Raw genomic sequence first — 21,163 nt, 5'->3', positions numbered from 1 at the left:
GCGGTCCATGGCCTCGTTCTCGCCGTCGGGCTCCATCCGCTGGGTGAGATCGCCGGCCGCACACTGCTGCATGATCTGGGCGTACTCGTCGGCCTTCTCCTGGAGGTAGTTCGACATCTCCATGGCCTCCGCTCGGGACACTTCCGCCTCCTTGCGGGCCTGCTCTGCCTCGTTGATCCGTTGTTTGAGTTGCTGTTGCATCTCGTCGAACCCTTCGTAGAGTCGGCCGATCTCGTCGATTCGTCCGGACGAGAAGTCCGCATCGAGATCCCCGTCTTCCATTTCTTCGACGCGGTTAGTGAGCCGATTGATCGACGTTGCCGTGCTCCGGCCGACTGCTGCTCCGATCAGTCCGGCGAACAACACGCCGAGTAGCGTCGCGTACAGCCCGTAGGTTTCCAGCGTCCCGGCGAATCCGTAGGCCTCGTCGCTCGGGGCGTGAGTGAGGACGACCCAGTCACTGCCGAAATCGGGCGCGTTTCGCTCACCCGACGGTGCGAACCCGACCAGGTGTTCCGAATCGGGCCCGATCGCGCTGTCGTGAACGTACTCGGAGCCGACGCTCGTCGACTCGCTCACCGTCCGGGCTTCGAGCTGTCGTGCACGTTCCAGTGCGGGACTGTCGCCCGGATACGGCTCGCCGACCGCTTCGCCGAGTTTCGCGTCCGCCATGACGATCGTGTTGTCGCTGTCCACGATGACCGTCTCCGACGAACGGTATTCGGGGTTCGCCCCGCCGGATAAGATCTCGTCGCCGATGTCTTCCATGTCGTGGACTGTGACGAGCCGTTGACTGCCCTCCAGGTCCTTCGTGAATGCGACCGCGTGATAGTCGTCTTCGGCGACGTAGAGCGGCGAGATGCCGACGTCGCCGACCGTGAAGTCGGGCTCACGGGCCCAGCCGACCGTCTCTCCGTCAAGCGTTTTGCCTCGCATCGAGGCCCGCGAGGAATGTTCGATCGTGTTCGTCTCTGTATCGACCACGTGAACGAGCGTCAGCGTCGATCGATCCGATACGTCGGTCCGGTACGTCTGCAGGTACTCGTCGATCACCCCGTCGCCTGCCCCGGCATCGGGGAGGTTACGTTCGAGCGTCTGCATCTCGATCGCGTTCGTTTCGAGCCAGTTGTCCAGTGCCTGTGCGTCGGCCGTCGCTGTTGATTCGAAGTCGCTGTCGACGCTCTGTTCGACCTGGTCGGCCATCAGCGACGTCCCACCGAGTCCGACGGCCCCGATCGCGAGCCCGATAAAGAGGATCACGATCCCGAACTTGACGGCGTAGCTTCGTCTGATTACGTTCGGTACGACTGTTCGTATGGTGTTGAGCATGGAATAGAAATATATGTAGATAATAATAAAAATTATGTAGAATTATATACAAATTTACAATACGAAGACATATCTCTTCGCTTCTTATGGTATGTCTGTTGCTGTATTCTGGTATAGTGCTCCGAGGAACTGTCTCGCGTCCGCTCCGGATCGGCCGGCTGCAGAACCCTCACCCCCACCGGAACAGTGCATTCGGGTGGGTGCTTCTGACACACTAGCCATTGACAACACTTGTTGTTATAATAGTTTCCCCGGGGTGGTACGATCGAGCGCTGCAGTGATTGTCGTGGCCGGTCAGAGAAACCTCCACCCCCGACCGGGTGTCGGAATTGGATTTCCTCGGCGAGGCCCATGGGCTGCTACGACAATCAGAGACGGCTTAGTCGTCGCCAGCCTCGGCGTCGACCCGTGACCGACGCCTGGCCGCCCGTTCGATAAACTCTCGCGGGAGTTCGTCGATTTCGCCGGCCTGGACCGCCCAGAGGTTCGCGTACAGGCCGTCCGCAGCGAGAAGGTCTTCGTGCGTGCCGCGCTCGACGATCCGGCCGTCCTCGATCACGACGATCCGGTCGGCGTCTTTGATCGTCGACAGGCGGTGGGCGATAGCGAAGGTGGTTCGATCTGCCGTCAACTCGTCGAGACTCTTCTGGATGAGCATCTCCGTCTCGGTGTCGACGTCGCTCGTCGCCTCGTCCAGCACCAGGATCTCGGGATCCTTGAGGATCGCGCGGGCGATGGCGATCCGCTGGCGTTGCCCACCCGAGAGTTTTACGCCGCGCTCGCCGACCTTCGTCTCGTAGCCGTCCGGGAGGTTCTGGATGAACTGGTGAGCTTCGGCCATCTTCGCGGCTTCGACGACTTCCGCCCGGCTGGCGTCGAAGGTCCCGTAAGTGATGTTCTCCTCGACAGTGCCATAGAACAAAAAGGTCTCCTGGCTGACGTAGCCGATCTGGCGGCGGAGGCTGGGAATCGTCACTTCGCGCAGGTCCGTCCCGTCGACGGTGATCGCACCCTCGTCGACGTCGTACATCCGCAGCAGGAGCTTGAGGATCGTCGACTTGCCCGCGCCGGTCGGGCCGACGAGTGCGACGGTCTCGCCGCCCTCGACCTCGAAAGAGATGTCCTCGACGATGGGTTCGCCGCTGGACTCGTCGTCCGGGTCGTAGTCGTACCCGAAGGTCACGTCGTCGTACGCCACGCGGCCGTCAGCCACCTCGAGCGGTTCGGCGTCGGGGTCCTCGGCGATCCGGGCGGGCGTGTCCATCAGCCCGAAGACCCGCTCGGCGGAGGCGTAGGCTCGCTGGTACATGTTGATAATCTGTCCGAACTGCGCCATCGGCCAGACGAACCGCTGGGTCAGCGTGATGAAGACGACGAACTGCCCGGTCGTCAGCGGCTCGCTGAACAGCCAGGGCGCGGCACCGGTCGTCTCGTAGGTTAGCGCCCAGTAGCCACCGACAGCGAACGTGAGCACGAATCCGATACCCGAGATGACCCGCAATCCGGGGAAGAACTTGATCCGGGTTTCGATGGCGCCCCAGTTGGCGTCGAAGTAGTCCTGCGAGACGTCCTCGACGCGGTCGGATTCGTAGGATTCGGTGTTCGCGCTCTTGATCACCTGGATGCCGCCGAGGTTGTTCTCCAGCCGGGAATTGAGCGCGCCGACAGAGGAGCGTACCTCGGCGTACTTGGGCTGGATCGTATCGATGAACCGCTTGGTAAAGAAGGCGATCAGCGGCACCGGGACGAGCGCGATCAGGGCCAGTTGCCAGTTGAGATAGAAGAGGATCCCGGCGATCCCGATCACCATCACGATCAGTCGGAACGCCGAGTTCATGCCGTCGTTGAGAAACCGCTCCAGGCGGTTGACGTCGTTGCTGAGGACGGACATCATCTCGCCGGTCTGCTTGTCGGCGAAGAAGTCCATGTTCAGCCGCTGCATCTGGTCGTAGGTGTCCGTCCGGACCGCGTGCTGGATGTGCTGGGCGAGGTTGTTCCAGCCCCAGTTGCGCGCCCAGTGAAACGCCGCCCCGAACGTGAAGGCCCCGGCGACGATCGCCGCGGCGATCCACAACTGTTCTCGCGGAGTCGCCGGAATCCAGGCGTCGGGGACGAACAACAGCGAGAACTCGGTCTCCTGTCGGATGATCGCGTCGATCGCGATCCCCAGAAACAGCGGCGGCAGCAGGTCCAGCACCCGCGCAACGATACTGGCGAGCAGTCCGACGCCGAAGTACCCGGCGTTCTCCCGCCCGTACTCGCGGAACAGCCGGACCATCGGTCGCTCGACGCGCTCGCGCTGGGCCTCGAACACGTCATCGTCGTCAGGGTTCGGTGCGTCCACACCCGCTTCAGGAACCCGCCCGAAAAAAGCCCGTCGCCGCCGTGTAAGACAGACGCTCACAAATCAGAGCGAAAGATCTCGGCTCCGGCGTGGGTGGCGGTCGATAGGAGTGGCCGCGATGACTCGGATCGCACTCCGGCGTATGAAGTAGTCTTCGTCCGCTCCCATAGGGATTATTGTACGTCTGTTCCGCATCGATCGCCCGATATGGTGCGGTCGGAGCGGTAAATCGGTACGATAATCTGTATCAGGCCATCGGGATGCCTTGCTCGGCTTCGAGCAGTTCGTGATAGCGGTTCCGGATCGTGACCTCGGAGATGTCCGCGACTTCCGAGACGGCGGCCTGGGTCGTCTTCTCGTTGGTCAACAGCGAAGCGGCGTACACCGCGGCGGCAGCGAGTCCGACGGGCGACTTTCCGGAGTGGACGCCCTGCTCTTTGGCGTTGGTCAGCAGCTCGCGGGCGCGGTGCTCGGCCTCTTCGGAGAGATCGAGGTCGGAGGCAAAACGGGGGACGTAGCTCTCGGGGTCGGCGGGTTTGACTTCCAGGCCGAGTTCGCGGACGACGTACCGATACGTGCGGGCGATCTCGTCTTTGCCCACGCGGGAGACGTCGGTGATCTCGTCGAGACTCCGGGGGACGCCGGCCTGCCGGGCAGCGGCGTACACCGCGGAGGTCGAGACGCCCTCGATGGAGCGGCCGGGCAGCAGGTCCTCGTCGAGTGCACGGCGGTAGATGACCGAGGCGGTCTCGCGGACGTTCTCGGGCAGGCCCAGCGCGGAGGCCATCCGGTCGATCTCACCGAGTGCCTGTTTGAGGTTGCGCTCCTTGCTGTCGCGCGTGCGGAACCGCTCGTTCCACTTGCGCAGCCGCTGCATCTTCTCGCGCTGGTTCGAGGACAGGGAGTTGCCGTAGGCGTCCTTGTCGCGCCAGTCGATGTTGGTCGAGAGCCCCTTGTCGTGCATCATGTTCGTGGTGGGCGCACCGACCCGGCTCTTCTCGTCTTTTTCCTTGGAATCGAACGCGCGCCATTCCGGCCCGCGGTCGATTTCGTCGGCGTCGACGACCAGTCCGCAGTCGTCACAGACGGTCTCGCCGCGGGCGTCGTCGGCGACGAGGTTTCCCCCGCATTCCGGGCAGGTAAGGTCGTTCTGTTCGTCGGTTTCCGATTCTACTGTCGATCGTGACCGCGTGCGTGTTGACTCACTCATGGTTCGAGGGCGGGCGCTATCCGGGCAGGAACATCCTGGCAAAACCCGGATCGTAGTCGCTGACCAATCGGTTAGTCTCAACCCTATATATTAGTTTCGGTATCTACACCTGTAGTACCGACAGCGACCCGTATCGTGTACTGCGGTATCTCCTCACATGAGTATTAAAGTAGGATAACATGGTGGTCGGGGCGGACGGCGATCGGGGGTCACTGTTCGGGGGCAGGCCCCGAAAAAGTCTTTTTCCCGGCCCGGAAACCACCAGATATGATTCAGCCCCTCGCCAGCGTCTTCGGCATCGAAGTCGATCCGGTGCTGGTGGCCCTGGTCGCCATCATGCTCGGGTTCGTGTTCTTCGTGTACATGTTCATCCGTCGGACCGTCACCGGGTTTCAGGAAGGGATCGAACAGAGCCGCCGCGAGCGCTAGAGCGACGCCGCGGTCTCGATCGCTGCTTCGATGTCTGCGTCGTCGATGTCCCAGTGCGTACAGAAGCGGATCGTGTGCTCGCCGAACGCCGAGCCCGCGACGCCGCGCTCGCGAAGTCGGTCGAGCACCACGTCCGCCGGCTCGTCGGTCTCGACGAGGACGATGTTCGTTTCCGGTTCGGACGGCGACAGGCCGGGGACGTCTCCGAAGCCGGCTGCCAGTTCGCGGGCTCGACGGTGATCCTCGTGCAGCCGGTCGCGGTTCTCGAGCGCGAGTAGTCCGGGGGCGGCGATCAGCCCGGCTTGGCGCATGCCGCCGCCCATGAGCTTGCGGATCCGCCGCGCGCGTTCGATGAACTCGTCTGGTCCCGCGAGCATCGATCCGACGGGCGCGCCCAGTCCCTTCGAGAGACAGCTCATCACCGTGTCGACCTCGCGGACGATCCGGTCGGCGGGCACGTCCAGTGCGGTTGCGGCGTTGAACAGGCGCGCGCCGTCGAGGTGGACCGGGACGCCGTGGTCGTGAGCGGCCTGCGCCGCCTCGTCGATCCGCTCGGGCGCGATTGCCGTCCCACCCTTCGAGTTGTGCGTGTTCTCGAGAACGAGCAGTCCCGTCCCGGGCCGGTGGTCGTCGCCCTCGACATAGCCGTCGTGGACCTGTCCGGGCCCGACGACGCCACGGTCGCCGCCGTCGATCGTCCGGGCCTGGACCTGGCTGTGCTGGGCGATCCCGCCCAGTTCCCACTTGTACGTGTGACACTCTTCTTCGAGGAGCACTTCCTGGCCGCGCTCGGTGTGGGCCCGGACGGCGATCTGGTTACCCATCGTTCCCGAGGGGACGTACAGCGCGGCCTCTTTGCCGAGCATATCGGCCATCCGCGCTTCGAGCTCGTTGACGGTCGGATCCTCGCCGTAGACGTCGTCGCCCACCTCGGCTTCGGCGGCGGCCTCGCGCATTTCGTCGCTTGGCTTCGTGACGGTATCGCTACGAAGGTCGATCATACCCGGTTTTCTCCGGGAGCACCCAAAAGGTTGTTCGGCACGGTCGTCTCCGAGGATCGAATGTCCACGCCCCTCCTCTCGGTGAATGCACTCTAGATCGCGCGACTGTCGTCGATCCGAACGTCTCGACGCTGAATGTCGAGCGAGAGATCTTCTGTGATGATATCTCCGCCCCGGTTTTTCGGGATGCGGAGCTGGTACTCGATGTTGTCTTTCGAGGTCGAGACGAGATCGAGTTCCCAGATGACGTCCGCGACGATGAGCGTCAGATCACGGAACGGCGGCTGTGGGTCGCTCGTGTGACAGAGCAGGACGCCCAGGCTGCCCGTCTCCTCGAGCTTCAGACTTAGAAACGAGAGCGTCTCGCTGTATGCCTGGCGTGAGTCACCGCGCTCGAGCGGGCTCATCGGGTCGACGATGACGTTGATCGGTTCGTCGATCGTCTCGACGAGATCGTACAGGTCGTCGAGTGGATCGTCTCTGACGGCGGAATTGCCCGTGTACGCACGGCTCCCGGTCAGCTCGCGGATCAGCTCGCCTTCCATGGTGAGCTTGTCTCCCGTCGTCTCGATCCGATATGGCATGTCGATGCCGCCGCGTTTGTCAAAATCGCGCTGCACCGACGATTCGGGCCGGAGCGTCGACACGTACAGCGACGGGCGTTCGCCCATCAACTGGTAGAGCAACGTCTGGCTTTGCGTCGCTGGCGGCGCGACGAGCGCGAGAATGTCTCCCGGATCCAATCCTCCGTTGAGACGCCGGTCGAGTGCCTTGATCCCCGTCGAAAGCTCACCCACCATATGCATGTTGTTGTCACTCACGGAAATATATGTTTGCAAAAAATTCAATGGAAATGATCAGAATTACAGCGATCCGGGAATGAATTCTCTCAGATTCCCGGGGGTCGTTACGACAGATCCTCGATCTTTGTGACGATTTCCTCGGCGTATTCGGTGGTGCCGAGCTTTTCAGCGCCTTCGAGCTGGCGTTCGAGGTCGTAGGTGACTTTGCCCGAAGAGATCGTCTCCTCGACGGCGTCACGGACGAGGTCCGCGGCGTCGTCCCAGCCCATGTAATCGAACATCAGTCGGCCGGAGAGGATCATCGCGGTCGGATTGGCCATGTCCTGGCCGGCGCGCTTGGGCGCGGAGCCGTGGACTGGCTCGGCCAGCACGCGAGCGTCGCCGAAGTTCGCGCCGGGTGCGATACCGAGTCCGCCGATCTGGGCACCCGCGGCGTCTGAGAGGTAGTCGCCGTTGAGGTTCGGCATCGCCAGCACGTCGAACTCGTCGGTTCGCAGTTGCATCCACTGCAACATCGCGTCGGCGAGACGTTCCTCGACCATGACGGCGTCTTCGGGGATGTCGACCTCGTCCTGGGTTTCCCACAGCGAGTCGGGCGCAGCGAAGACCTCGTCGTCGGGGTACTCCTCGTCGGCGACCTCCATGCCCCACTCGCCGAACTGGCCTTCGGTGAACTTCATGATGTTGCCCTTGTGGACCAGCGTGACCTTGTCGCGGTCGTGCTCCAGCGCGTAGTCGATGGCCTTCCGGACGAGTCGCTTGGAGCCGAACTCGGTGATCGGCTTGATGCCGATGCCGATCGGACCGTCGTGCATCGTCTCGTCGAAGCCCATCTCCTCTTCGACGAACTCCCGGACGCGCTCGACGTCTTCGGTGCCTTCTTCCCACTCGATGCCGGCGTAGACGTCTTCGGTGTTCTCCCGGAAGGTCACCATATCCATCTCTTCGGGTGCCTTCATCGGCGAGGGGACGCCATCGAGGTAGTAGGTCGGCCGGACGTTTGCGTAGAAGTCGAGCGTCTGGCGCAACGCGACGTTCAGCGAGCGGAAGCCAGCGCCGACGGGCGTCGTGAGCGGGCCCTTGATCGCGACCCGGAACTCGTCGATGGCATTGACGGTGTCATCGGGCAAGTTCTCGTCGTAGTGTTCGCGACCCGACTCCCCGGCGTAGACGCGCATCCACGCGATGTCGTGACCGGTCGCCTGGGCGGCGGCAGTCAGCACCTTCTGTGCGGCCGGCCCGACGTCTTTCCCGATGCCGTCCCCGTGGATGATCGGGACGATCGGCGTCTCAGGGATATCGAGTTCGTCCGCGTCCTCGTCGATGACTTCGATCGGCTGTCCCTCGGCCGGGACTTCGACCTTCTCGTAGTCGTATTTCATTATCGTCTGCACAGACGCCCAGAGTTCCTAAAAGGTCTGCCATTCCGGCGAGCGCCGGCGACCGAGACCTGTTGCAGTCGATCGGTATCGACCGAGACCTGTTGCAGTCGATCGGTATCGACCGAGACCCGCTGCAGTCGATCGGTATCGATCGACTACCGGCCGAGGCGCTCGCGGCTGATCGCCACGCCCGAGGGCGTGATGATCAATTGATCGTCGTCTTTCTGGACGATGTCGCCCCCGACTTCGCTGGCGACCTGCTTGAGTTCGTCCGTGATGTGTTCCATCGTCTGATCCTGCGTGGTGTGTCGCGTGATGTCCGCGATGACGATGTCGCCGTCGTAGACGGCGTCTTTGATGTCGATGACGTCCTGCTGGTCGCCGATGCGTGCGATCCGAACTGTCGTGTCAGCCTCGGCCGCGTCTGTCTCGAAGTCCTCTGCACTGAGTTCGACGTAGTCGTCCGTCCGCCGGGAAGAGCCGGATTCTCCCAGGATTTTGCTCATCAGTCCCATACTCCATCCAGCGGTGCCTGCCACAATAGGTTTTACGTCCGCGAACAGCTCGCGACGCCCCCGACCATTCGAACGGAGCGGTCGGCCCGCGACGCTCCCGGGCAGTCGAACGGAGCGGCCGGCCCGCTGTGCTCCCGATCACTCGTCGGAGCCGAGACAGTACACCTGCCCTTTTTCGAGCAGTTCGGTCTCGCGGTCGTCGTCCCAGTAATGCCGGAAGTCCGCCCGTTCGGCGTAGTAGATCCGGTCGCCGTGGGGCACGGCCGCACTGGTGACGTGACCGCGGTTCGGGACGCTCCAGCGGACCCGTCCGGTCGTCGATTCGAGCGCGTACAGGCGCGTGTCGTACGAGCCGACGAGGACGGTCGTCGGCGTGACGGTCAGCGATCCGATCACCGACCCGCCGACGTAGGTGGCCCAGCGTTGCTCGCCGGTCGCCGCCTCGAGGGCGTAGACGTACCCGTCGCCGCTCCCGACGTAGACGAGGCCACGCTCGGGGTCGATACCGGGGTTCGACATCACGATCCCGTCGGTCTCGAACGACCACAGTTCGGTCCCGTCTGTGAGATCCAGACAGTAGATCGAGCTGTCCCAGGAGCCGACGTAGGCCTTCCCCTCGTAGATCGGCGGAGTTCCCTTGACCTCGCCGTCGGTCTCGAACGACCACGCGAACGACAGCGACGGGAACTCCCAGGCGTAGACGATCCCGTCGTTCGACCCCGTGACGAGCCGTTCCGTGGCCGGATCGATGGCCGGCGAGGGGTGGGGCATACCGCCGATGTCCTGCTCGTCGGTCCACACCGGCTCGCCGGCGTCGACGTCGACGGCCCACAGCCGTCCGGACGCCGGGTGTTTGTGTTCGGTCACGAAGTACAGCACGCCGTCCCAGTAGGCGGGGCTGGAGCCGATCGCGATCGAGAGATCCAGCGCGGAGCGGGACAGCCGCCAGACTCGCTCGCCGGTGTCGACGTCCACGCCGTACAGCGATCCGTCGTAGCCGCCGACGTAGGCCGTCCCGTCGACGATCGTCGGCGTCCCGTGGATACCGAGGTTCGTCGCGCCGGTCCGGGCAGTCCAGAGTTGCTCCCCGTCGAGCCCGAAGCCGTGAACGCGGCCGGTATCGCTCGCGACCACGATCCGATCGCCGTCCGGCGTCGGCCGGGGGCTGGATTTGGCGGCGGTGTGACCGACGGCATTGATCGGGTGTGACCACTTCTCGACGGGATCGTCCGGCACCGTCGCGTCGGGATAGTAGCCGAGTCGCCGCAGTCCACGCCGGAACATCGAGACGTCGCCAGGGGGGTACGTATCCTCGTAGGACAGTTTGGGCGGATCGAACTGCGCTTGCGTGCGGTCGTAGGTTGGCGGCGACGCCGACAGCACGCTACAGCCGGCGAGTGCGGCCGTGGCAGCGGCCCCGACTCCCGCGAGGAAGGACCGTCGTCCCAGTCGCTGCTCCCGTCGTTCGTCCGTCCGGTTGCCCATCCGTACCGTTCGTTCGGATCGAGTCGACATATGTCATCGGGTCTGTCCTCGATGACCGTTCCGGGAGTCGTCCCGTTTCGAGAGGTTTAGGCGTCGCTCGATCAAAGCGGGCGTATGCCCAGAGATCGATCCGAATTCGACGTCCTGCGGGCCCTGGAGTTCCGGGAGCCCCGTGAAGTTCTCGATCCCGACAAGATGTACACGATCTACGAAGTCGCCCGACTGCTACAGGGCGTCGAGCCCGACGCCGAACTGGATGTCGAGACCGAGAACGTCCTGCTCGACTGGGCAATTCCGTGGATGCTCAACTACAGCTCGGAGTTCGTCTTCGCCGAGCCGGCTGACGACGCGGAGCCCGGCTACTACGGCCTCGCGGAGTCATGAACCTGCTCGTCGCCGGATCCGAGCACCTCGACGCTGGCAAGACGACCTTCTCTGCCGGGCTGGTCGAGCGTACCGGGGCCGTCGGCTACAAGCCCCGGGCCGGCAACGACTTCTGGTACAGTCACGACGACGTACTGGCAGCCGCCGACGACGGCGTCCTCTACGGGAAAGACGCCCGGAAACTGGCTGCCGTCGGGCCCGATGGAATCGAGCCGGCCGACATCAACGTCGTCCATCGCCTCTGGCGGCCGCTCCCGGGCGGCGTCGGCGGCGTCCTCGGGCAGGACGGCCGCGAGTTCCTGCTCGACCGGGCTGGCGAGACGTACGTCGTCAACGGAACGACGGCGATTCCGGACGTCGTTCGACGGTCGTTCCCGATCGAGTCTGCGGTACGCGTCGAGTCGCTCGCGGAGTTCAACGACGTGATGGCCGGCCACCACCAGCCAGTCCAGGCCGACCTGCTGGCGGAGATAGAGGCGCAGCCGCTGTCGGTCATCGAATCCTACGGTTCCGTCGCGCGTCCGCTTTCGGATCTCGACCACGACGTCGTCGCAGTCGTCGAACCCCGGCGAGTGCGCGTCTACGAGGGGCGGCGCTACGACAGGAGCTGCTCGGTCGCCAGTGGCTCGCCCGGACCGGATAGCGGCACGCTTGAAGAGCGCGTCGCGGACGTGACGGACCTGATCGACCCGGTCGAGACCGTTGAGATACCGCCGCTGCCCGAGTCCGTCCGTCACGATCCGGCAGCGATCGCTGCGGCCTACGAACCTGCCTACGACGCGCTGCTTTCGGCTGCCGGGTCGTGACCTCGGACTGACTGTCGAGTCGCGGGGATCACCCGAACCGCGCAGCCTGGGCCGCGAGTCCGACGTGTTCGTAGGGATCACTCTCGACGCTGGGGCCGTGTCCGCAGTGCAACTCCGAGAGCGTCTCGTCAGTCGTCTCCCGAACCCGCTCGATGCTCTCGATCAGTCGCTCGCGGTCGCCTTCCGCGAGATCAGTCCGGCCGAACCCGCCGTTGGCGAAGATCAGGTCGCCCGCGAACAGGATTCCCGGCCCCGGGGCGAAAAAGCAGAGGTGGTCGTTCTTGTGGCCCGGCGTGTGCAGCGCGGTGTAGGCGTCGTCGCCGAGTCGGACCGTCTCGCCGTCCTCGATGGCGTGGTCGACGCCCGGCTGGTCGAGATCGTACCCCCAGACGTCGACGTCGAACGTCTCGGTGACGCGCTCGAGGTTCCCGACGTGGTCCGGATGGGTGTGCGTGAGGACGACGGCGTCGAGTTCGTCGACGTACTCGCGCACGACCTCGCACACGTCGAAGTCGTTGCCGACGTCGACCAGGACGGTTCGTTCCCCGGTGACGAGAAAGACGTTGCTCGTGAAGACCTGCTTGCCCGCGGCGAGGTTCGTTATCATGTCCTGGTATACACACAGGGCCCGCTTGTGCGTGTCGGTGGCTGTGCGTCCCCGTCACCGCCGTCGGCGGGCGACGCGTTCTTCGGCGGTCTCCTCGGTGACGACCTCGTAGAGCAGCGCCCGCGAGCCGTCGGCCGTCGGGCGCAAGATTCGTCCCAGCCGCTGGGTGAACTCCCGTTCGCTGCCGCTGCCCGAGAGGACGACCGCCACGTTGGCGTCGGGAACGTCGACTCCCTCGTCGAGCACGTTCGCGGTGACGATCCGCGAGTACGTCCCGTTACGGAACGCCCGCAGGATCTCCCGGCGCTCGTCGGCTCCCGTCTCGTGGGTGATCGCCGGTAACAGGAACCGCTCGGAGAGCCGATACACGAGGTCGGTAAACGCCGTGAAGACGATGATCCTATCGTCGGCGTGCCGATCGAGCAACTCGGCCAGCAACTCGACCTTCCGGTCGGCGTTCATCATCACTTCGCGAGCCCGCTGTTTCGCGAGCAGCGCCTCTCTGGCGGCGGGGTCGGTCCCCGAGCGCATCACGAGCTTCCGGTAGTCCTCGCCGCTGTGTAGCTGGAGGTTCGACCGCTTCAGGTAGTCGGTGAACGTCCCCTGGTGGCGCTCGTAGCGCTCGCGCTCCTCGGGAGTCAACGAGACGGTGAGACGCTTGATGTCGTAGGCTGCGAGGTGCTCGCCTGCCAGTTCGTCGGGATCGATCTCGACCACTTTCGGACCGACCAGTTCAGCCAGCAACTCGTGGGCGCCGTCCGGTCGTTCGAACGTCGCCGTGAGTCCCATCCGCGCCGGCGCGGCCAGCAGCCGTGCGATCTCGCGATACCCTTCGCCGCCGAGATGGTGGACCTCGTCGAAGACGACGAACTCGAATCGGTCACCCAGTTCGTCCGCTCGGAGATACGCCGAGTCGTACGTCGAGACAGTGATCGACTCGACGCGCTGAGTCCCCCCACCGAGTTGCCCGATCGGAACGTCGAACTCCCGATCGAGTTCCTCGCGCCACTGTTCGAGCAGATCGATCGTCGGCACGACGACCAGCGTCGGCACACCCAGCGTTGCGATCGCGGCGATAGCGATTACCGTCTTGCCGCTGCCGGTCGGCAACTCCAGTACGCCCCGGTCGTCGGCATCACGCCAGGCGTCCAGCGCCTCGCGCTGATAGGCTCGGAGTTTGTAGTCGGTGGTGAGATCGAGGTCCTCGGCCCGGAAGACGGCATCTTCGCATTCGTCGGATTGCTGTGCGAGCCAGCGTCGCAACTCCCGGTATCGAAACGCCGGCGCGCGAGCGGTCTCGCTCCGGGAGTCGACCTCGACGAACGGGAGGTCCGGCGTCTCACCATCGATCCGGATCGTCCCGTCCTCGTAGCTGAGCCGCGTTGCCATCGGTCGGCGTTGCGTCCCCAGTCGTAACTATTTATCTCTGTCCGACCGCCGCGTCTAGTATGAATCCGACTGCACACCACTACGGGATCACCGTCTCGGACCTCGATCGGACGCTGACGTTCTATCGCGACGTGCTCGATCTCGAGGTCATCGCGGAGTTTTCCGTCGGCGGCGATGCCTTCGCGACCGGCGTCGACGTACCGGGAGCCGGCGCCGAGTTCGTCCATCTCGACGGCGGGGACGCGCGGATCGAACTGGTCGCCTACGAGCCCGAGGGGGACAGCCGGCCACGGCCGTCGCTGGACGAACCGGGTGCGACACACCTTGGACTCGCAGTCGACGACCTCGATTCGGTCTACGCGGACCTGCCAGACAGCGTTGAGACGCTCAGCGAACCGCAGACGACTGAAAGCGGGACGCGAATCCTGTTCGTCCGCGATCCCGAGGGGAACCTCGTCGAACTGCTCGAAACGTGAACTGAGCGGGACCCGTTCCGAATCGCTCGACTAGGGGCTCGCTTCGGCTGCCGTCTCCTCGTCTTCCAGGCTTTCGAGCGCTTCGAGCGCGGCCCGCCGGTAGTTTTCGACCGGCAGGTCGTACTGTTCGCCTGCCATCTCGACGTACTCGTCGGCCGTGTCGGATTCGAAACGCTTGATCCGTTCGAGGGTCCGCTCGGCGGTCTCGACGACCCAGCGATCGCGCGTTGTCTCGTCGACGCTCGTGATCGATTCCGGCCGGACCGAGACGTTGACGTCGCCTTCGTCGGTCTCGTAGGTTCGCGGCTTGCCGACGACGGAGACGTACGCCGGGGGTTCCAGCTCGCGCAGCGTGGCGGCCGCGTCGGGCTGGTACTGGCCGGCGTAGACGAAGAACGTGTCGCCGTTGGGATCGACGATCCGCCCTTGCCAGTACTCGCTGTCCTCGCCGACGTCTTCGGTCTCGGTCAGCGTCCCGACCACGAAGATCCGGTTCGCCCGGGCACCCGTGGGTAACAGGACGTACACCGGCGCGCGCTCGTCGTCGCTCTCCTTGAACGTGTAGGTCGCGTCGTTGAACTCGCGTGCGAAGACGCGACGGGCGACCTCTCGGGTTGGCGTCGAACTCATGTTAGATCGACCTCGCTTTGATCAGCGCCTGTTCTGCATCCACCGGCTCGTCTAAGATCTCCAGGTCGTTCACCAGGACGTACCGTCCCAGCGTCGGCCCGGTGACGCGATAGTACCGGCCGAGCGTGGCCGCGCGCATCTCGTCGGCGACGACCGTCGTGTCCAGCGCGTCCATGGCCATGTCCTTGGCCTCCTCCAGTTCGATCCCGGTCAACTCCTCGGTCGCCTCCTGGTCGAAGATGATCTCCTGGACTTCGTTGCCGTCGTCGAGCACGCCCTTGATCCGCAGGTCGAACTCGCCGTCGACCTCTCCGTGCTCGCTGCAGCGGCCGTTCTGGAGGACGCGCGTACAGCCCTCCTCGGGGCAGCGCTTGATCAGCCCGCTACCGTTCTGGATGTCGACCAGCGCGCCTTCGACGGTCCGGGTGTCGTCGCCGACCTCGATGTCTTCCTCTACTTCCTCGATCGTCGTCGTCCGGTTGAGTTTGACCGAGTAGTTGCCCTGGTACTCGTCAGTCACGACGTTGCCGAGGTCGTAGACGTGCTCCTCCTCGAGTTCGGGCAGGTCGGATTTGGCCCATTTGGTGAACTTGATCGTCCCGGACTCGTCACCGAGGAGGCCGACCTGTGCGATGGAGTCGCTCCGGGGCTCCCAGAGGTCGACGACCTTCGCAGTGACGTCGACCCACTGTTCGGCCGTGTCGATGTCGGCGAGCTCGACGTGCTCGTTGCCGCCGCCACCGCCGAGATCGTCTCGCTCCATGCCCGCCTCGTCGAGGTAGCCGTTCGTGACGCTCCGGCGTGCCTCCTCGAGGGGGACCTTGTATTCGTTGACCAGCGTGTCGAGTCGGCTCTCGACGTCTTCGACGTCGATCTCGAGCTGGTCGGAAAACTGCTCGTGTATCTCTTCCGCGTGGGTACGCAAATCGGTCATGGTCTCACTGTCTCCGCTCTGTTTTCGACGGGAGACATCCGACAGTTGGTCGCCATCACTTATAAACCCTCGGCGCCCGGGGTGAAAGTGAAAACCACCCTACTGCTCGCTGTTCCACTCCGTCCGGAGCAGGCCGTAGAGGCGCTGGTCGACGTACTCGCCGTCGACTACGGCGCACTCGCGCTGGGTGCCCTCGTGGGTGAATCCGAGCCGTTCGAGGACGCGACAGGAGGCTTCGTTCGGTGCCAGCGCTCGTGCAGTGACCCGGTGGAGGCCCAGTTCACGGAACGCGTACTCGACGAACAGCTCACTGGCTTCCGTCGCGTATCCGTTACCCTGTGCCGGTGGGGCGACCCAGTAGGCGAGGTTCGCCCACCCCGAACTGTCCCTGACCGGATACAGCTGTACGGAACCGACCGCTGTCGGGCCGTCGTCGGATCCACCGAGGTCGTCGCCGTCCCACTCATGATGGCAGATCAGTGCCGTCGCGCCGTCCTCGCTGGTGTCGTACGGTTCGAAAATCTCTTCTTCGTACTCCTCCCGGCTGTATGGCGTTCGGAAGTTGTCGACGTATCGACGTACGTCCGGGTGATTGACCCACCGCTGCAGGAAGGGGACGTCGTCACGTTCGACAGTTCTGAGATCGATCCGGCTGCCCTCGATGAAGAGCGGTCCTGGCATACCTGTCACCGTCCGTGACAGGGCAAACACCCGACTGTGTCAAAATGGTACGGGTGCTTGGGACGCGTTGTGACACCGTTCGGAGAAGGCCTATGTGTCCGGCGTGCCGAGTCCGGGTATGGACGAGGACGGTCGGCTCGAACGGTTCCTGCGGGCGAAACTCCGGTCCGCGGGCGAGCAAGTCGGCCAGGCGCAGGACGCCTACCGGCGAGCGAAACACGCCGCAGCCGTCGATCTCCCGGTCGACGACGAGGGGAACGCGCGTCTCGTCTGCCGTCGCTATGCCGAGCGGCGTGCTGTCCCGGTCGACGGCGACGGGAAACCGTCGTGTTTCGAAGGCGGTCATCCCGACTGTGAGGGCTGTCTCGAAGACATCCGCGACGGCCGGATCGAGACGTGGTAGGCACTGGTCCTCGAGTGGATCACTCGGAGTAGCCTTCCTGGAGGAACGCGCCCTCGGTCTCGTAGACCGAGACGAGTTCCTCGATGAACTCCTCGTAGGATTCGCCCTCTTCGGTGTGTGTGTCGAGCCGCTCTTTGAGGTCGTCGCTGATTTCGAGCGTGTACGTCATTGGGATCGAGCCGGGTCTGGCCGGCACGTGTCAACGTTGTCCGCGCAGACGTAAATAGAAACCTGCCATGCGTTGTCGTGGATTTTTATTGTCGGAGGGGGACAGGCCGATATGGACCGTCCGATCGCGGCCGTCGTGCTGGCCGGCGGCACCGGAACGCGACTGTATCCAGCGGCCCGAAGCGACCGGCCGAAGCAGTTTCTCTCCTTCGGTGACGAGCAGTCGATGCTCGAAGCGACCGTCGAACGCGCCGGCTTCGCCGACGAAGTGTACGTCCTCACGCGACCGGCGTTTCGCGACGACGTCACAGAGCTCGTGCCTTCGGTGACGGTACTGACCGAGCCGGAGCCGAAAGATACCGGACCGGCGCTGGCCTACGCTACCCATCGCGTCCGCGAGGATCTCGGTCCGTGTGTCGTGCTCGCGCTCCCGAGCGATCACCACGTCGAGGGAGATTTCGAGTCGACGGCACGCCGGGCCTGCCGCGTCGCCACCGACACCGGACGGCTGGTCACGATCGGCATCGAACCCGACCGGCCGGCGACGGGGTACGGATACGTCGAACCCGGGGCCGATCGGGGGGCCTACTACGAGGTCGAGTCCTTCACCGAGAAGCCCGACCGCGAGCGCGCGAAACGGTATCTCGAGGACGGTTACTACTGGAACAGCGGCACGTTCGCGTGGACGCCCGAATCGTTTCTCGACGCGGCGGCCGACACCGAACTCGGCCCGCTCGTTTCGGCCCTCGAAGAAGACAGCCCCGAAACGGGATACCGGGCCGTTCCGTCGGTCAGCGTCGATTACGCCGTCATGGAATCCGCGTCCGGCATCGCGGTCGTTCCTGCCGACTACGAGTGGGACGATCTGGGCACCTGGGACGCGCTCGAACGCGTCCTCGACGCTGACGCCGACGGTAATGCTGTCCTCGGTGAGTACCTCGCCCTGGACGCATCGAACAACGTCATCGCCAGCGACGGCCACGTGAGCGCTATCGGTGTCGAGGATCTCGTCATCGCGACGTTCGACGACCGGACGCTCGTCGTCGACCAGAGCGACGTGCAGCGCGTTCGCGACGTCGTCGATCAATTGAGAACCGACGGAAAGTTCTGATTCAGTGTCAGTTCTATCCGGGAGCTGTCACGTGTCAAGACTTAATATACTGGCACGAGTACCAGACCACTGAATGGGGACTGTTACCACACGTCTCGACTCGCAGGCGAAATCGATTTTCGACGACCTCGGGTACACGGTCTCTCGTGACGGCGAGGAGATCAAAGCCGAGCGAAAGTGGCGTGTCGTCCACGTGACGCCGATGCCCGAGCCGGACGACGCTCCGACCTCGGGGCGGTTCCGGTGTTTCGTGACGCGGGAGGGGAACTGCCGAGATCTCGAACGGCGGCTGCAGCGCCAGAAACTGGAGTACGACTGGGCGATTATCGGTGTCGACGAGGCCGGCGAGTACGAAGTCCACGCGACGACCGTCGGCTGGTGACTGCCCGGCGATCGAACGGGCCGTCGCTGCGTTCGCTCATCACGGCGCGAGCCGGTTCTTGCGGTTTTTCATGTGCTCGTTGTAGTGTCTGAAGGTGATCGGCGCCCACTCTTCGGCCAGGTCGAGGATCTGTTCGGTCATCTCTCGGATTTCCCACTGGGCATCGGCTGCAGCCCGCATGTCGGCGATGTGCATCAGCATCCGCGCGTTCATCGTCATCACGATGTTGACTTTCGTCCCGATCGGGAGGACGAACCGGGCGTCCTCGGGCGGCATGCCGAGTTCGAGCAGTTCCTGGTAGGACTCGACGGCGCTGGAGACGGTGTCGGCGAAGATCTCCTCGCGCTTCTCGACGGTTTCCTCGTCGACGGGTCCGGTGTCCTGGTTGCGTCCGACCCAGTCGGGATCGGTCGCAGAGGGCGGATAGACGACGAGTTCGCCCTCGCGGACCGCCTCGGGATCGATGTCATCGAAAGAGACGTACCGCATCGACTGGATGTCGAAGGTGACGTGGCGGTGCCGAGTGATCTGGGCCATACACGAGCGGCTGACGCCCTCGATGGCGAAGGTGGCGTGTGGGTGCTCGAAGGGCCCGAAGTGGCCGTGCTCGAGCAGGTGTGTGAGAAGCGTCTCCTTTTTGTCTTCGAGCGAGTCGCCGTCGATCGTCGACATGACCTCCTCGAAGGACTGGTCGGCGATGAACTCCGAGGCGTAGTCGTTGCGGGCGGCCTGACAGATCAGTTCCTCGGGATCGTCGGTCGCATCGAGTAGACGAACGTCCATACCAACGTTCGATACCGGCGGAGAGATAATAGCTACTATCCAGCCTGCCGAGGTATCCGGCATCACAGCGGGACCACGCTGGAAACCGAAAGACTGGCTACGCCGGATGGTCCAGGTTCGGGCATGGACAGCGAGACAGACGACGAGGTCGTCTCCGAGCAGCGGCGATCGGAACTTCTCGACCGGATCTCCAGACGGGGGGCGACGATCGGCGAACAGATCCCAGAGGAGGTGACGATCGACGACCAGACGATCGCGTTGCGGTCGTTCGTCTGGGAGACGAAGAAACAGGGCGTCGTTCCGCCGGAGAAACGCGAGAGCGTTCGGGAAGTCCGCGCAACGCTCAACCGGGAGCGCGACCGCCTGAAAGAACGGCTCCGAAGTGAGGACCTCTCGCCCGAGGAAGCCGAGGAACTGGCCGATGCGATCGTCGGGATCGATCGGGCGATCTCCGCGCTGAAGAGTCTCCGCGAACCCGATCTCAAACAGCACGCACACGAGGAATACGTCGAAAGCAACCGCCGCTGGGTCAACTTTATCGACCAGCTACTCTAGGGGTTTCCAGTCGGACGGCGAGGAGGTCAGCCCGACGACCCGCGCTTCGCGCGTGCCGTCCCGTTCGCGGATCTCGATCATCCCGTCGAACGCCTGCTTGATGACCTGAAGCGTCTGATCGTCGTGCGCACCCGAGTCGATCGTGAACAGTCCGAGATAGCCCGCTGCGTCCAGCCGCGACGAGAGGACGTGACAGAACTTGAAGACGGTCTTGCGGTCGGTATAGGTCAGCATCGTCGACAGCGACGAGAGTGCGAGGCGTCCGTCTTCGACACCGCTCTCGTGGAGTCCCTCGAGCGCCTTGGTGATCCCGATCCCGATACCTGTCAGGTCGCCCGGCGACGAAACGTGGTGGGTGTACACGCCGTTGTCGGTCGTCTCCCCTCCAGACGCGTCAGAGACACAGTCGACGACGCCCAGCGGGAACGACTCTGATCCGGCCCGCTCGCGGAAGTCCGCGATGATATTGTCGGCCCGGTCTCCCGTCGAGACGACTACAGCCCCCTCGTTCTGGCGCACGCCATCCGCGAGGATGTCATACGCGAGCGCCTCTTTCCCAGTCATGGCCGGGCCCGAGACGAGAATCGAGGAGCCGGGTCTGACCGAAGCCAGTGCGTCTATATCGAGTACGTTAGTGAGATCGTACATTGTCCCGGTGTGATCAGTGTTCGTCGCCATTGCCAAGCCCCCGCAGCGTCGCAATGAAGTCCTCGTCGTCTTCGATTCCCCCCAACGTCTGCGATAAGTTGTCCTGTAACTCGTCGATCCGCCCCGTTAATTCTTCGTATTCTTCGCTTTCGGCCAGCTCCGCGCTACTTTTGGTCGCTTCCAGCGTTGCCTGTTTTTCGACCAGCGAGTAGTACTCCTGGAGCAGTCCGTCGTATGTCGACCGTTCGAGGAGGTTTTCGACCGTCTCGTGGAGTTGCTCGCTCCGGATCGGCTTCGTGAGATACGAGTCAAAGCCCATCTCGAGAATGTCGAAGTCCGGCTCGACTGCCGTCACCATGGCGACCCGGCACTCGTAGCCACTGTCGCGGATTCGCGAGAGGACTTCGTCGCCAGATAGACCGGGCATCATCCGATCCAGCAGGACCACGTCGACTTCCTCGCCGAGCATGTCGAGAGCTTCGTCGCCGTTCTGGGCCACGCGGACCTCGTAGTCGTCCTGTAACCAGAGATTGTACGTCTCGGCGACGTCCGGTTCGTCTTCGACGATAAGCACGACGGGTGCGTCGGGATCTGACATCGACTCTCTGCGGGTTGTTTTACCCTCCAAATACATATCAGTGTGGGTCACGATCCAGCCGAACACAGCGGCACGCACCGCTCTCCCGTCCCGGAGGAAGTCGGTCGATC

At 63.9% G+C, this 21,163-nt stretch carries 25 protein-coding genes; 8 read left to right on the top strand and 17 right to left on the bottom strand.

What is annotated here, in order from left to right:
* The 3 genes from OB916_RS14255 to OB916_RS14245 form a co-directional block, all read right to left on the bottom strand.
* Positions 1 to 1,329: HAMP domain-containing protein (locus OB916_RS14255; protein ID WP_315909965.1), on the bottom strand; the 1,329-nt coding region annotated here is incomplete at its 3' end.
* 379 nt (positions 1,330 to 1,708) lie between these two features.
* Positions 1,709 to 3,673: an ABC transporter ATP-binding protein gene (locus OB916_RS14250; protein WP_315909964.1), complete on the bottom strand. Its 1,965-nt coding sequence runs from the start codon at positions 3,671 to 3,673 to the stop codon at positions 1,709 to 1,711.
* A gap of 247 nt (positions 3,674 to 3,920) precedes the next feature.
* A complete protein-coding gene (locus OB916_RS14245; protein ID WP_315909963.1) occupies positions 3,921 to 4,883 on the bottom strand; it encodes a transcription initiation factor IIB in 963 nt (320 codons plus the stop codon).
* Positions 4,884 to 5,150: 267 nt separating this feature from the next.
* Between OB916_RS14245 and OB916_RS14240 the strand changes: the two genes are divergently transcribed.
* Entirely contained in the window at positions 5,151 to 5,312 is a 162-nt protein-coding gene (locus OB916_RS14240) for a DUF7859 family protein (protein WP_315909962.1), read from the top strand.
* On the opposite strand, the gene OB916_RS14235 is transcribed toward OB916_RS14240, so the two are convergent.
* From OB916_RS14235 to OB916_RS14215, 5 genes are all read right to left on the bottom strand, one after another.
* Positions 5,309 to 6,313: a threonine aldolase family protein gene (locus OB916_RS14235; RefSeq protein ID WP_315909961.1), complete on the bottom strand. Its 1,005-nt coding sequence runs from the start codon at positions 6,311 to 6,313 to the stop codon at positions 5,309 to 5,311. The genes OB916_RS14240 and OB916_RS14235 overlap by 4 nt on opposite strands.
* A 92-nt stretch (positions 6,314 to 6,405) precedes the next feature.
* A complete protein-coding gene (locus OB916_RS14230; RefSeq protein ID WP_315909960.1) occupies positions 6,406 to 7,113 on the bottom strand; it encodes an RAD55 family ATPase in 708 nt (235 codons plus the stop codon).
* Between the two features lie 107 nt (positions 7,114 to 7,220).
* Positions 7,221 to 8,498 carry an NADP-dependent isocitrate dehydrogenase gene (icd, locus tag OB916_RS14225; RefSeq protein WP_315909959.1) on the bottom strand — a complete coding sequence of 426 codons (1,278 nt, stop codon included), beginning with the start codon at positions 8,496 to 8,498 and terminating at the stop codon, positions 7,221 to 7,223.
* Positions 8,499 to 8,653: 155 nt separating this feature from the next.
* Positions 8,654 to 9,013 (bottom strand): cell division protein SepF, encoded by a 360-nt coding sequence (locus OB916_RS14220; protein WP_315909958.1) that lies wholly within the window; start codon positions 9,011 to 9,013, stop codon positions 8,654 to 8,656.
* A gap of 138 nt (positions 9,014 to 9,151) precedes the next feature.
* Positions 9,152 to 10,528 (bottom strand): outer membrane protein assembly factor BamB family protein, encoded by a 1,377-nt coding sequence (locus OB916_RS14215; RefSeq protein ID WP_315909957.1) that lies wholly within the window; start codon positions 10,526 to 10,528, stop codon positions 9,152 to 9,154.
* Positions 10,529 to 10,612: 84 nt separating this feature from the next.
* Here OB916_RS14215 and OB916_RS14210 point away from each other — a divergent pair, with 84 nt between their 5' ends.
* On the top strand, positions 10,613 to 10,882 hold the full coding sequence (locus OB916_RS14210; protein ID WP_315909956.1) for a DUF5827 family protein: 270 nt from the start codon (positions 10,613 to 10,615) through the stop codon (positions 10,880 to 10,882).
* On the top strand, positions 10,879 to 11,688 hold the full coding sequence (locus OB916_RS14205; protein WP_315909955.1) for an ATPase: 810 nt from the start codon (positions 10,879 to 10,881) through the stop codon (positions 11,686 to 11,688). Before OB916_RS14210 ends, OB916_RS14205 begins: the two co-directional genes overlap by 4 nt.
* A 28-nt stretch (positions 11,689 to 11,716) precedes the next feature.
* Here the strand turns inward: OB916_RS14205 and OB916_RS14200 are convergent, their stop codons facing one another.
* Positions 11,717 to 12,295: an MBL fold metallo-hydrolase gene (locus tag OB916_RS14200; protein WP_315909954.1), complete on the bottom strand. Its 579-nt coding sequence runs from the start codon at positions 12,293 to 12,295 to the stop codon at positions 11,717 to 11,719.
* A 54-nt stretch (positions 12,296 to 12,349) separates the two neighbouring features.
* The gene (locus OB916_RS14195; RefSeq protein ID WP_315909953.1) at positions 12,350 to 13,684 is read right to left on the bottom strand and encodes a DEAD/DEAH box helicase; all 1,335 of its coding nucleotides are present in this window, start codon (positions 13,682 to 13,684) and stop codon (positions 12,350 to 12,352) included.
* Between the two features lie 59 nt (positions 13,685 to 13,743).
* Here OB916_RS14195 and OB916_RS14190 point away from each other — a divergent pair, with 59 nt between their 5' ends.
* On the top strand, positions 13,744 to 14,160 hold the full coding sequence (locus OB916_RS14190; protein WP_315909952.1) for a VOC family protein: 417 nt from the start codon (positions 13,744 to 13,746) through the stop codon (positions 14,158 to 14,160).
* 30 nt (positions 14,161 to 14,190) lie between these two features.
* On the opposite strand, the gene OB916_RS14185 is transcribed toward OB916_RS14190, so the two are convergent.
* The 3 genes from OB916_RS14185 to OB916_RS14175 all read right to left on the bottom strand — a co-directional run bounded on the left by OB916_RS14185 (position 14,191) and on the right by OB916_RS14175 (position 16,405).
* Positions 14,191 to 14,790 carry an RPA family protein gene (locus OB916_RS14185; RefSeq protein ID WP_315909951.1) on the bottom strand — a complete coding sequence of 200 codons (600 nt, stop codon included), beginning with the start codon at positions 14,788 to 14,790 and terminating at the stop codon, positions 14,191 to 14,193.
* 1 nt (position 14,791) lies between these two features.
* Positions 14,792 to 15,724: a replication factor A gene (locus OB916_RS14180; RefSeq protein ID WP_315909950.1), complete on the bottom strand. Its 933-nt coding sequence runs from the start codon at positions 15,722 to 15,724 to the stop codon at positions 14,792 to 14,794.
* Between the two features lie 99 nt (positions 15,725 to 15,823).
* Positions 15,824 to 16,405 (bottom strand): GNAT family N-acetyltransferase, encoded by a 582-nt coding sequence (locus tag OB916_RS14175; protein ID WP_315909949.1) that lies wholly within the window; start codon positions 16,403 to 16,405, stop codon positions 15,824 to 15,826.
* A 118-nt stretch (positions 16,406 to 16,523) separates the two neighbouring features.
* Here OB916_RS14175 and OB916_RS14170 point away from each other — a divergent pair, with 118 nt between their 5' ends.
* A complete protein-coding gene (locus tag OB916_RS14170) occupies positions 16,524 to 16,808 on the top strand; it encodes a DUF7091 family protein (protein ID WP_315909948.1) in 285 nt (94 codons plus the stop codon).
* 19 nt (positions 16,809 to 16,827) lie between these two features.
* Here OB916_RS14170 and OB916_RS14165 read toward each other — a convergent pair whose 3' ends face one another.
* Positions 16,828 to 16,977 (bottom strand): DUF7557 family protein, encoded by a 150-nt coding sequence (locus OB916_RS14165; RefSeq protein ID WP_315909947.1) that lies wholly within the window; start codon positions 16,975 to 16,977, stop codon positions 16,828 to 16,830.
* A gap of 111 nt (positions 16,978 to 17,088) precedes the next feature.
* On the opposite strand from OB916_RS14165, the gene OB916_RS14160 reads away from it, so the two are divergent.
* Positions 17,089 to 18,087 (top strand): mannose-1-phosphate guanylyltransferase, encoded by a 999-nt coding sequence (locus tag OB916_RS14160; protein ID WP_315909946.1) that lies wholly within the window; start codon positions 17,089 to 17,091, stop codon positions 18,085 to 18,087.
* A 73-nt stretch (positions 18,088 to 18,160) separates the two neighbouring features.
* The gene (locus tag OB916_RS14155) at positions 18,161 to 18,469 is read left to right on the top strand and encodes a DUF7116 family protein (protein ID WP_315909945.1); all 309 of its coding nucleotides are present in this window, start codon (positions 18,161 to 18,163) and stop codon (positions 18,467 to 18,469) included.
* Positions 18,470 to 18,508: 39 nt separating this feature from the next.
* Here the strand turns inward: OB916_RS14155 and thyX are convergent, their stop codons facing one another.
* A complete protein-coding gene (thyX, locus tag OB916_RS14150) occupies positions 18,509 to 19,252 on the bottom strand; it encodes an FAD-dependent thymidylate synthase (protein ID WP_315909944.1) in 744 nt (247 codons plus the stop codon).
* 123 nt (positions 19,253 to 19,375) lie between these two features.
* Here thyX and OB916_RS14145 point away from each other — a divergent pair, with 123 nt between their 5' ends.
* Positions 19,376 to 19,807, top strand: coding sequence for a DUF5788 family protein (locus tag OB916_RS14145; protein ID WP_315909943.1), 432 nt, complete (start codon positions 19,376 to 19,378; stop codon positions 19,805 to 19,807).
* Here the strand turns inward: OB916_RS14145 and OB916_RS14140 are convergent.
* Together OB916_RS14140 and OB916_RS14135 are read right to left on the bottom strand one after the other, a co-directional pair.
* Positions 19,799 to 20,485: an RAD55 family ATPase gene (locus tag OB916_RS14140; protein WP_449267327.1), complete on the bottom strand. Its 687-nt coding sequence runs from the start codon at positions 20,483 to 20,485 to the stop codon at positions 19,799 to 19,801. The two genes, OB916_RS14145 and OB916_RS14140, sit on opposite strands and share 9 nt — an antisense overlap.
* A complete protein-coding gene (locus OB916_RS14135; protein WP_315909942.1) occupies positions 20,469 to 21,053 on the bottom strand; it encodes a HalX domain-containing protein in 585 nt (194 codons plus the stop codon). Before OB916_RS14135 ends, OB916_RS14140 begins: the two co-directional genes overlap by 17 nt.
* Positions 21,054 to 21,163: the final 110 nt, after the last annotated feature.

This window comes from Halapricum hydrolyticum (assembly GCF_025517535.1).
GTDB lineage: Archaea > Halobacteriota > Halobacteria > Halobacteriales > Haloarculaceae > Halapricum > Halapricum hydrolyticum.
This window is presented reverse-complemented; position numbering and strand designations above follow the sequence as displayed.

Excerpts from the sequence above, each read along its gene's own strand:
- OB916_RS14245 (WP_315909963.1), bottom strand. The coding sequence starts at position 4,883 with ATGAGTGAGTCAACACGCACGCGGTCACGATCGACAGTAGAATCGGAA.
- OB916_RS14240 (WP_315909962.1), top strand. The coding sequence starts at position 5,151 with ATGATTCAGCCCCTCGCCAGCGTCTTCGGCATCGAAGTCGATCCGGTG.
- OB916_RS14235 (WP_315909961.1), bottom strand. The coding sequence starts at position 6,313 with ATGATCGACCTTCGTAGCGATACCGTCACGAAGCCAAGCGACGAAATG.
- OB916_RS14230 (WP_315909960.1), bottom strand. The coding sequence starts at position 7,113 with ATGGTGGGTGAGCTTTCGACGGGGATCAAGGCACTCGACCGGCGTCTC.
- icd (WP_315909959.1), bottom strand. The coding sequence starts at position 8,498 with ATGAAATACGACTACGAGAAGGTCGAAGTCCCGGCCGAGGGACAGCCG.
- OB916_RS14220 (WP_315909958.1), bottom strand. The coding sequence starts at position 9,013 with ATGGGACTGATGAGCAAAATCCTGGGAGAATCCGGCTCTTCCCGGCGG.
- OB916_RS14215 (WP_315909957.1), bottom strand. The coding sequence starts at position 10,528 with ATGTCGACTCGATCCGAACGAACGGTACGGATGGGCAACCGGACGGAC.
- OB916_RS14210 (WP_315909956.1), top strand. The coding sequence starts at position 10,613 with ATGCCCAGAGATCGATCCGAATTCGACGTCCTGCGGGCCCTGGAGTTC.
- OB916_RS14205 (WP_315909955.1), top strand. The coding sequence starts at position 10,879 with ATGAACCTGCTCGTCGCCGGATCCGAGCACCTCGACGCTGGCAAGACG.
- OB916_RS14200 (WP_315909954.1), bottom strand. The coding sequence starts at position 12,295 with ATGATAACGAACCTCGCCGCGGGCAAGCAGGTCTTCACGAGCAACGTC.
- OB916_RS14195 (WP_315909953.1), bottom strand. The coding sequence starts at position 13,684 with ATGGCAACGCGGCTCAGCTACGAGGACGGGACGATCCGGATCGATGGT.
- OB916_RS14190 (WP_315909952.1), top strand. The coding sequence starts at position 13,744 with ATGAATCCGACTGCACACCACTACGGGATCACCGTCTCGGACCTCGAT.
- OB916_RS14185 (WP_315909951.1), bottom strand. The coding sequence starts at position 14,790 with ATGAGTTCGACGCCAACCCGAGAGGTCGCCCGTCGCGTCTTCGCACGC.
- OB916_RS14180 (WP_315909950.1), bottom strand. The coding sequence starts at position 15,724 with ATGACCGATTTGCGTACCCACGCGGAAGAGATACACGAGCAGTTTTCC.
- OB916_RS14175 (WP_315909949.1), bottom strand. The coding sequence starts at position 16,405 with ATGCCAGGACCGCTCTTCATCGAGGGCAGCCGGATCGATCTCAGAACT.
- OB916_RS14170 (WP_315909948.1), top strand. The coding sequence starts at position 16,524 with ATGGACGAGGACGGTCGGCTCGAACGGTTCCTGCGGGCGAAACTCCGG.
- OB916_RS14165 (WP_315909947.1), bottom strand. The coding sequence starts at position 16,977 with ATGACGTACACGCTCGAAATCAGCGACGACCTCAAAGAGCGGCTCGAC.
- OB916_RS14160 (WP_315909946.1), top strand. The coding sequence starts at position 17,089 with ATGGACCGTCCGATCGCGGCCGTCGTGCTGGCCGGCGGCACCGGAACG.
- OB916_RS14155 (WP_315909945.1), top strand. The coding sequence starts at position 18,161 with ATGGGGACTGTTACCACACGTCTCGACTCGCAGGCGAAATCGATTTTC.
- thyX (WP_315909944.1), bottom strand. The coding sequence starts at position 19,252 with ATGGACGTTCGTCTACTCGATGCGACCGACGATCCCGAGGAACTGATC.
- OB916_RS14145 (WP_315909943.1), top strand. The coding sequence starts at position 19,376 with ATGGACAGCGAGACAGACGACGAGGTCGTCTCCGAGCAGCGGCGATCG.
- OB916_RS14140 (WP_449267327.1), bottom strand. The coding sequence starts at position 20,485 with ATGGCGACGAACACTGATCACACCGGGACAATGTACGATCTCACTAAC.
- OB916_RS14135 (WP_315909942.1), bottom strand. The coding sequence starts at position 21,053 with ATGTCAGATCCCGACGCACCCGTCGTGCTTATCGTCGAAGACGAACCG.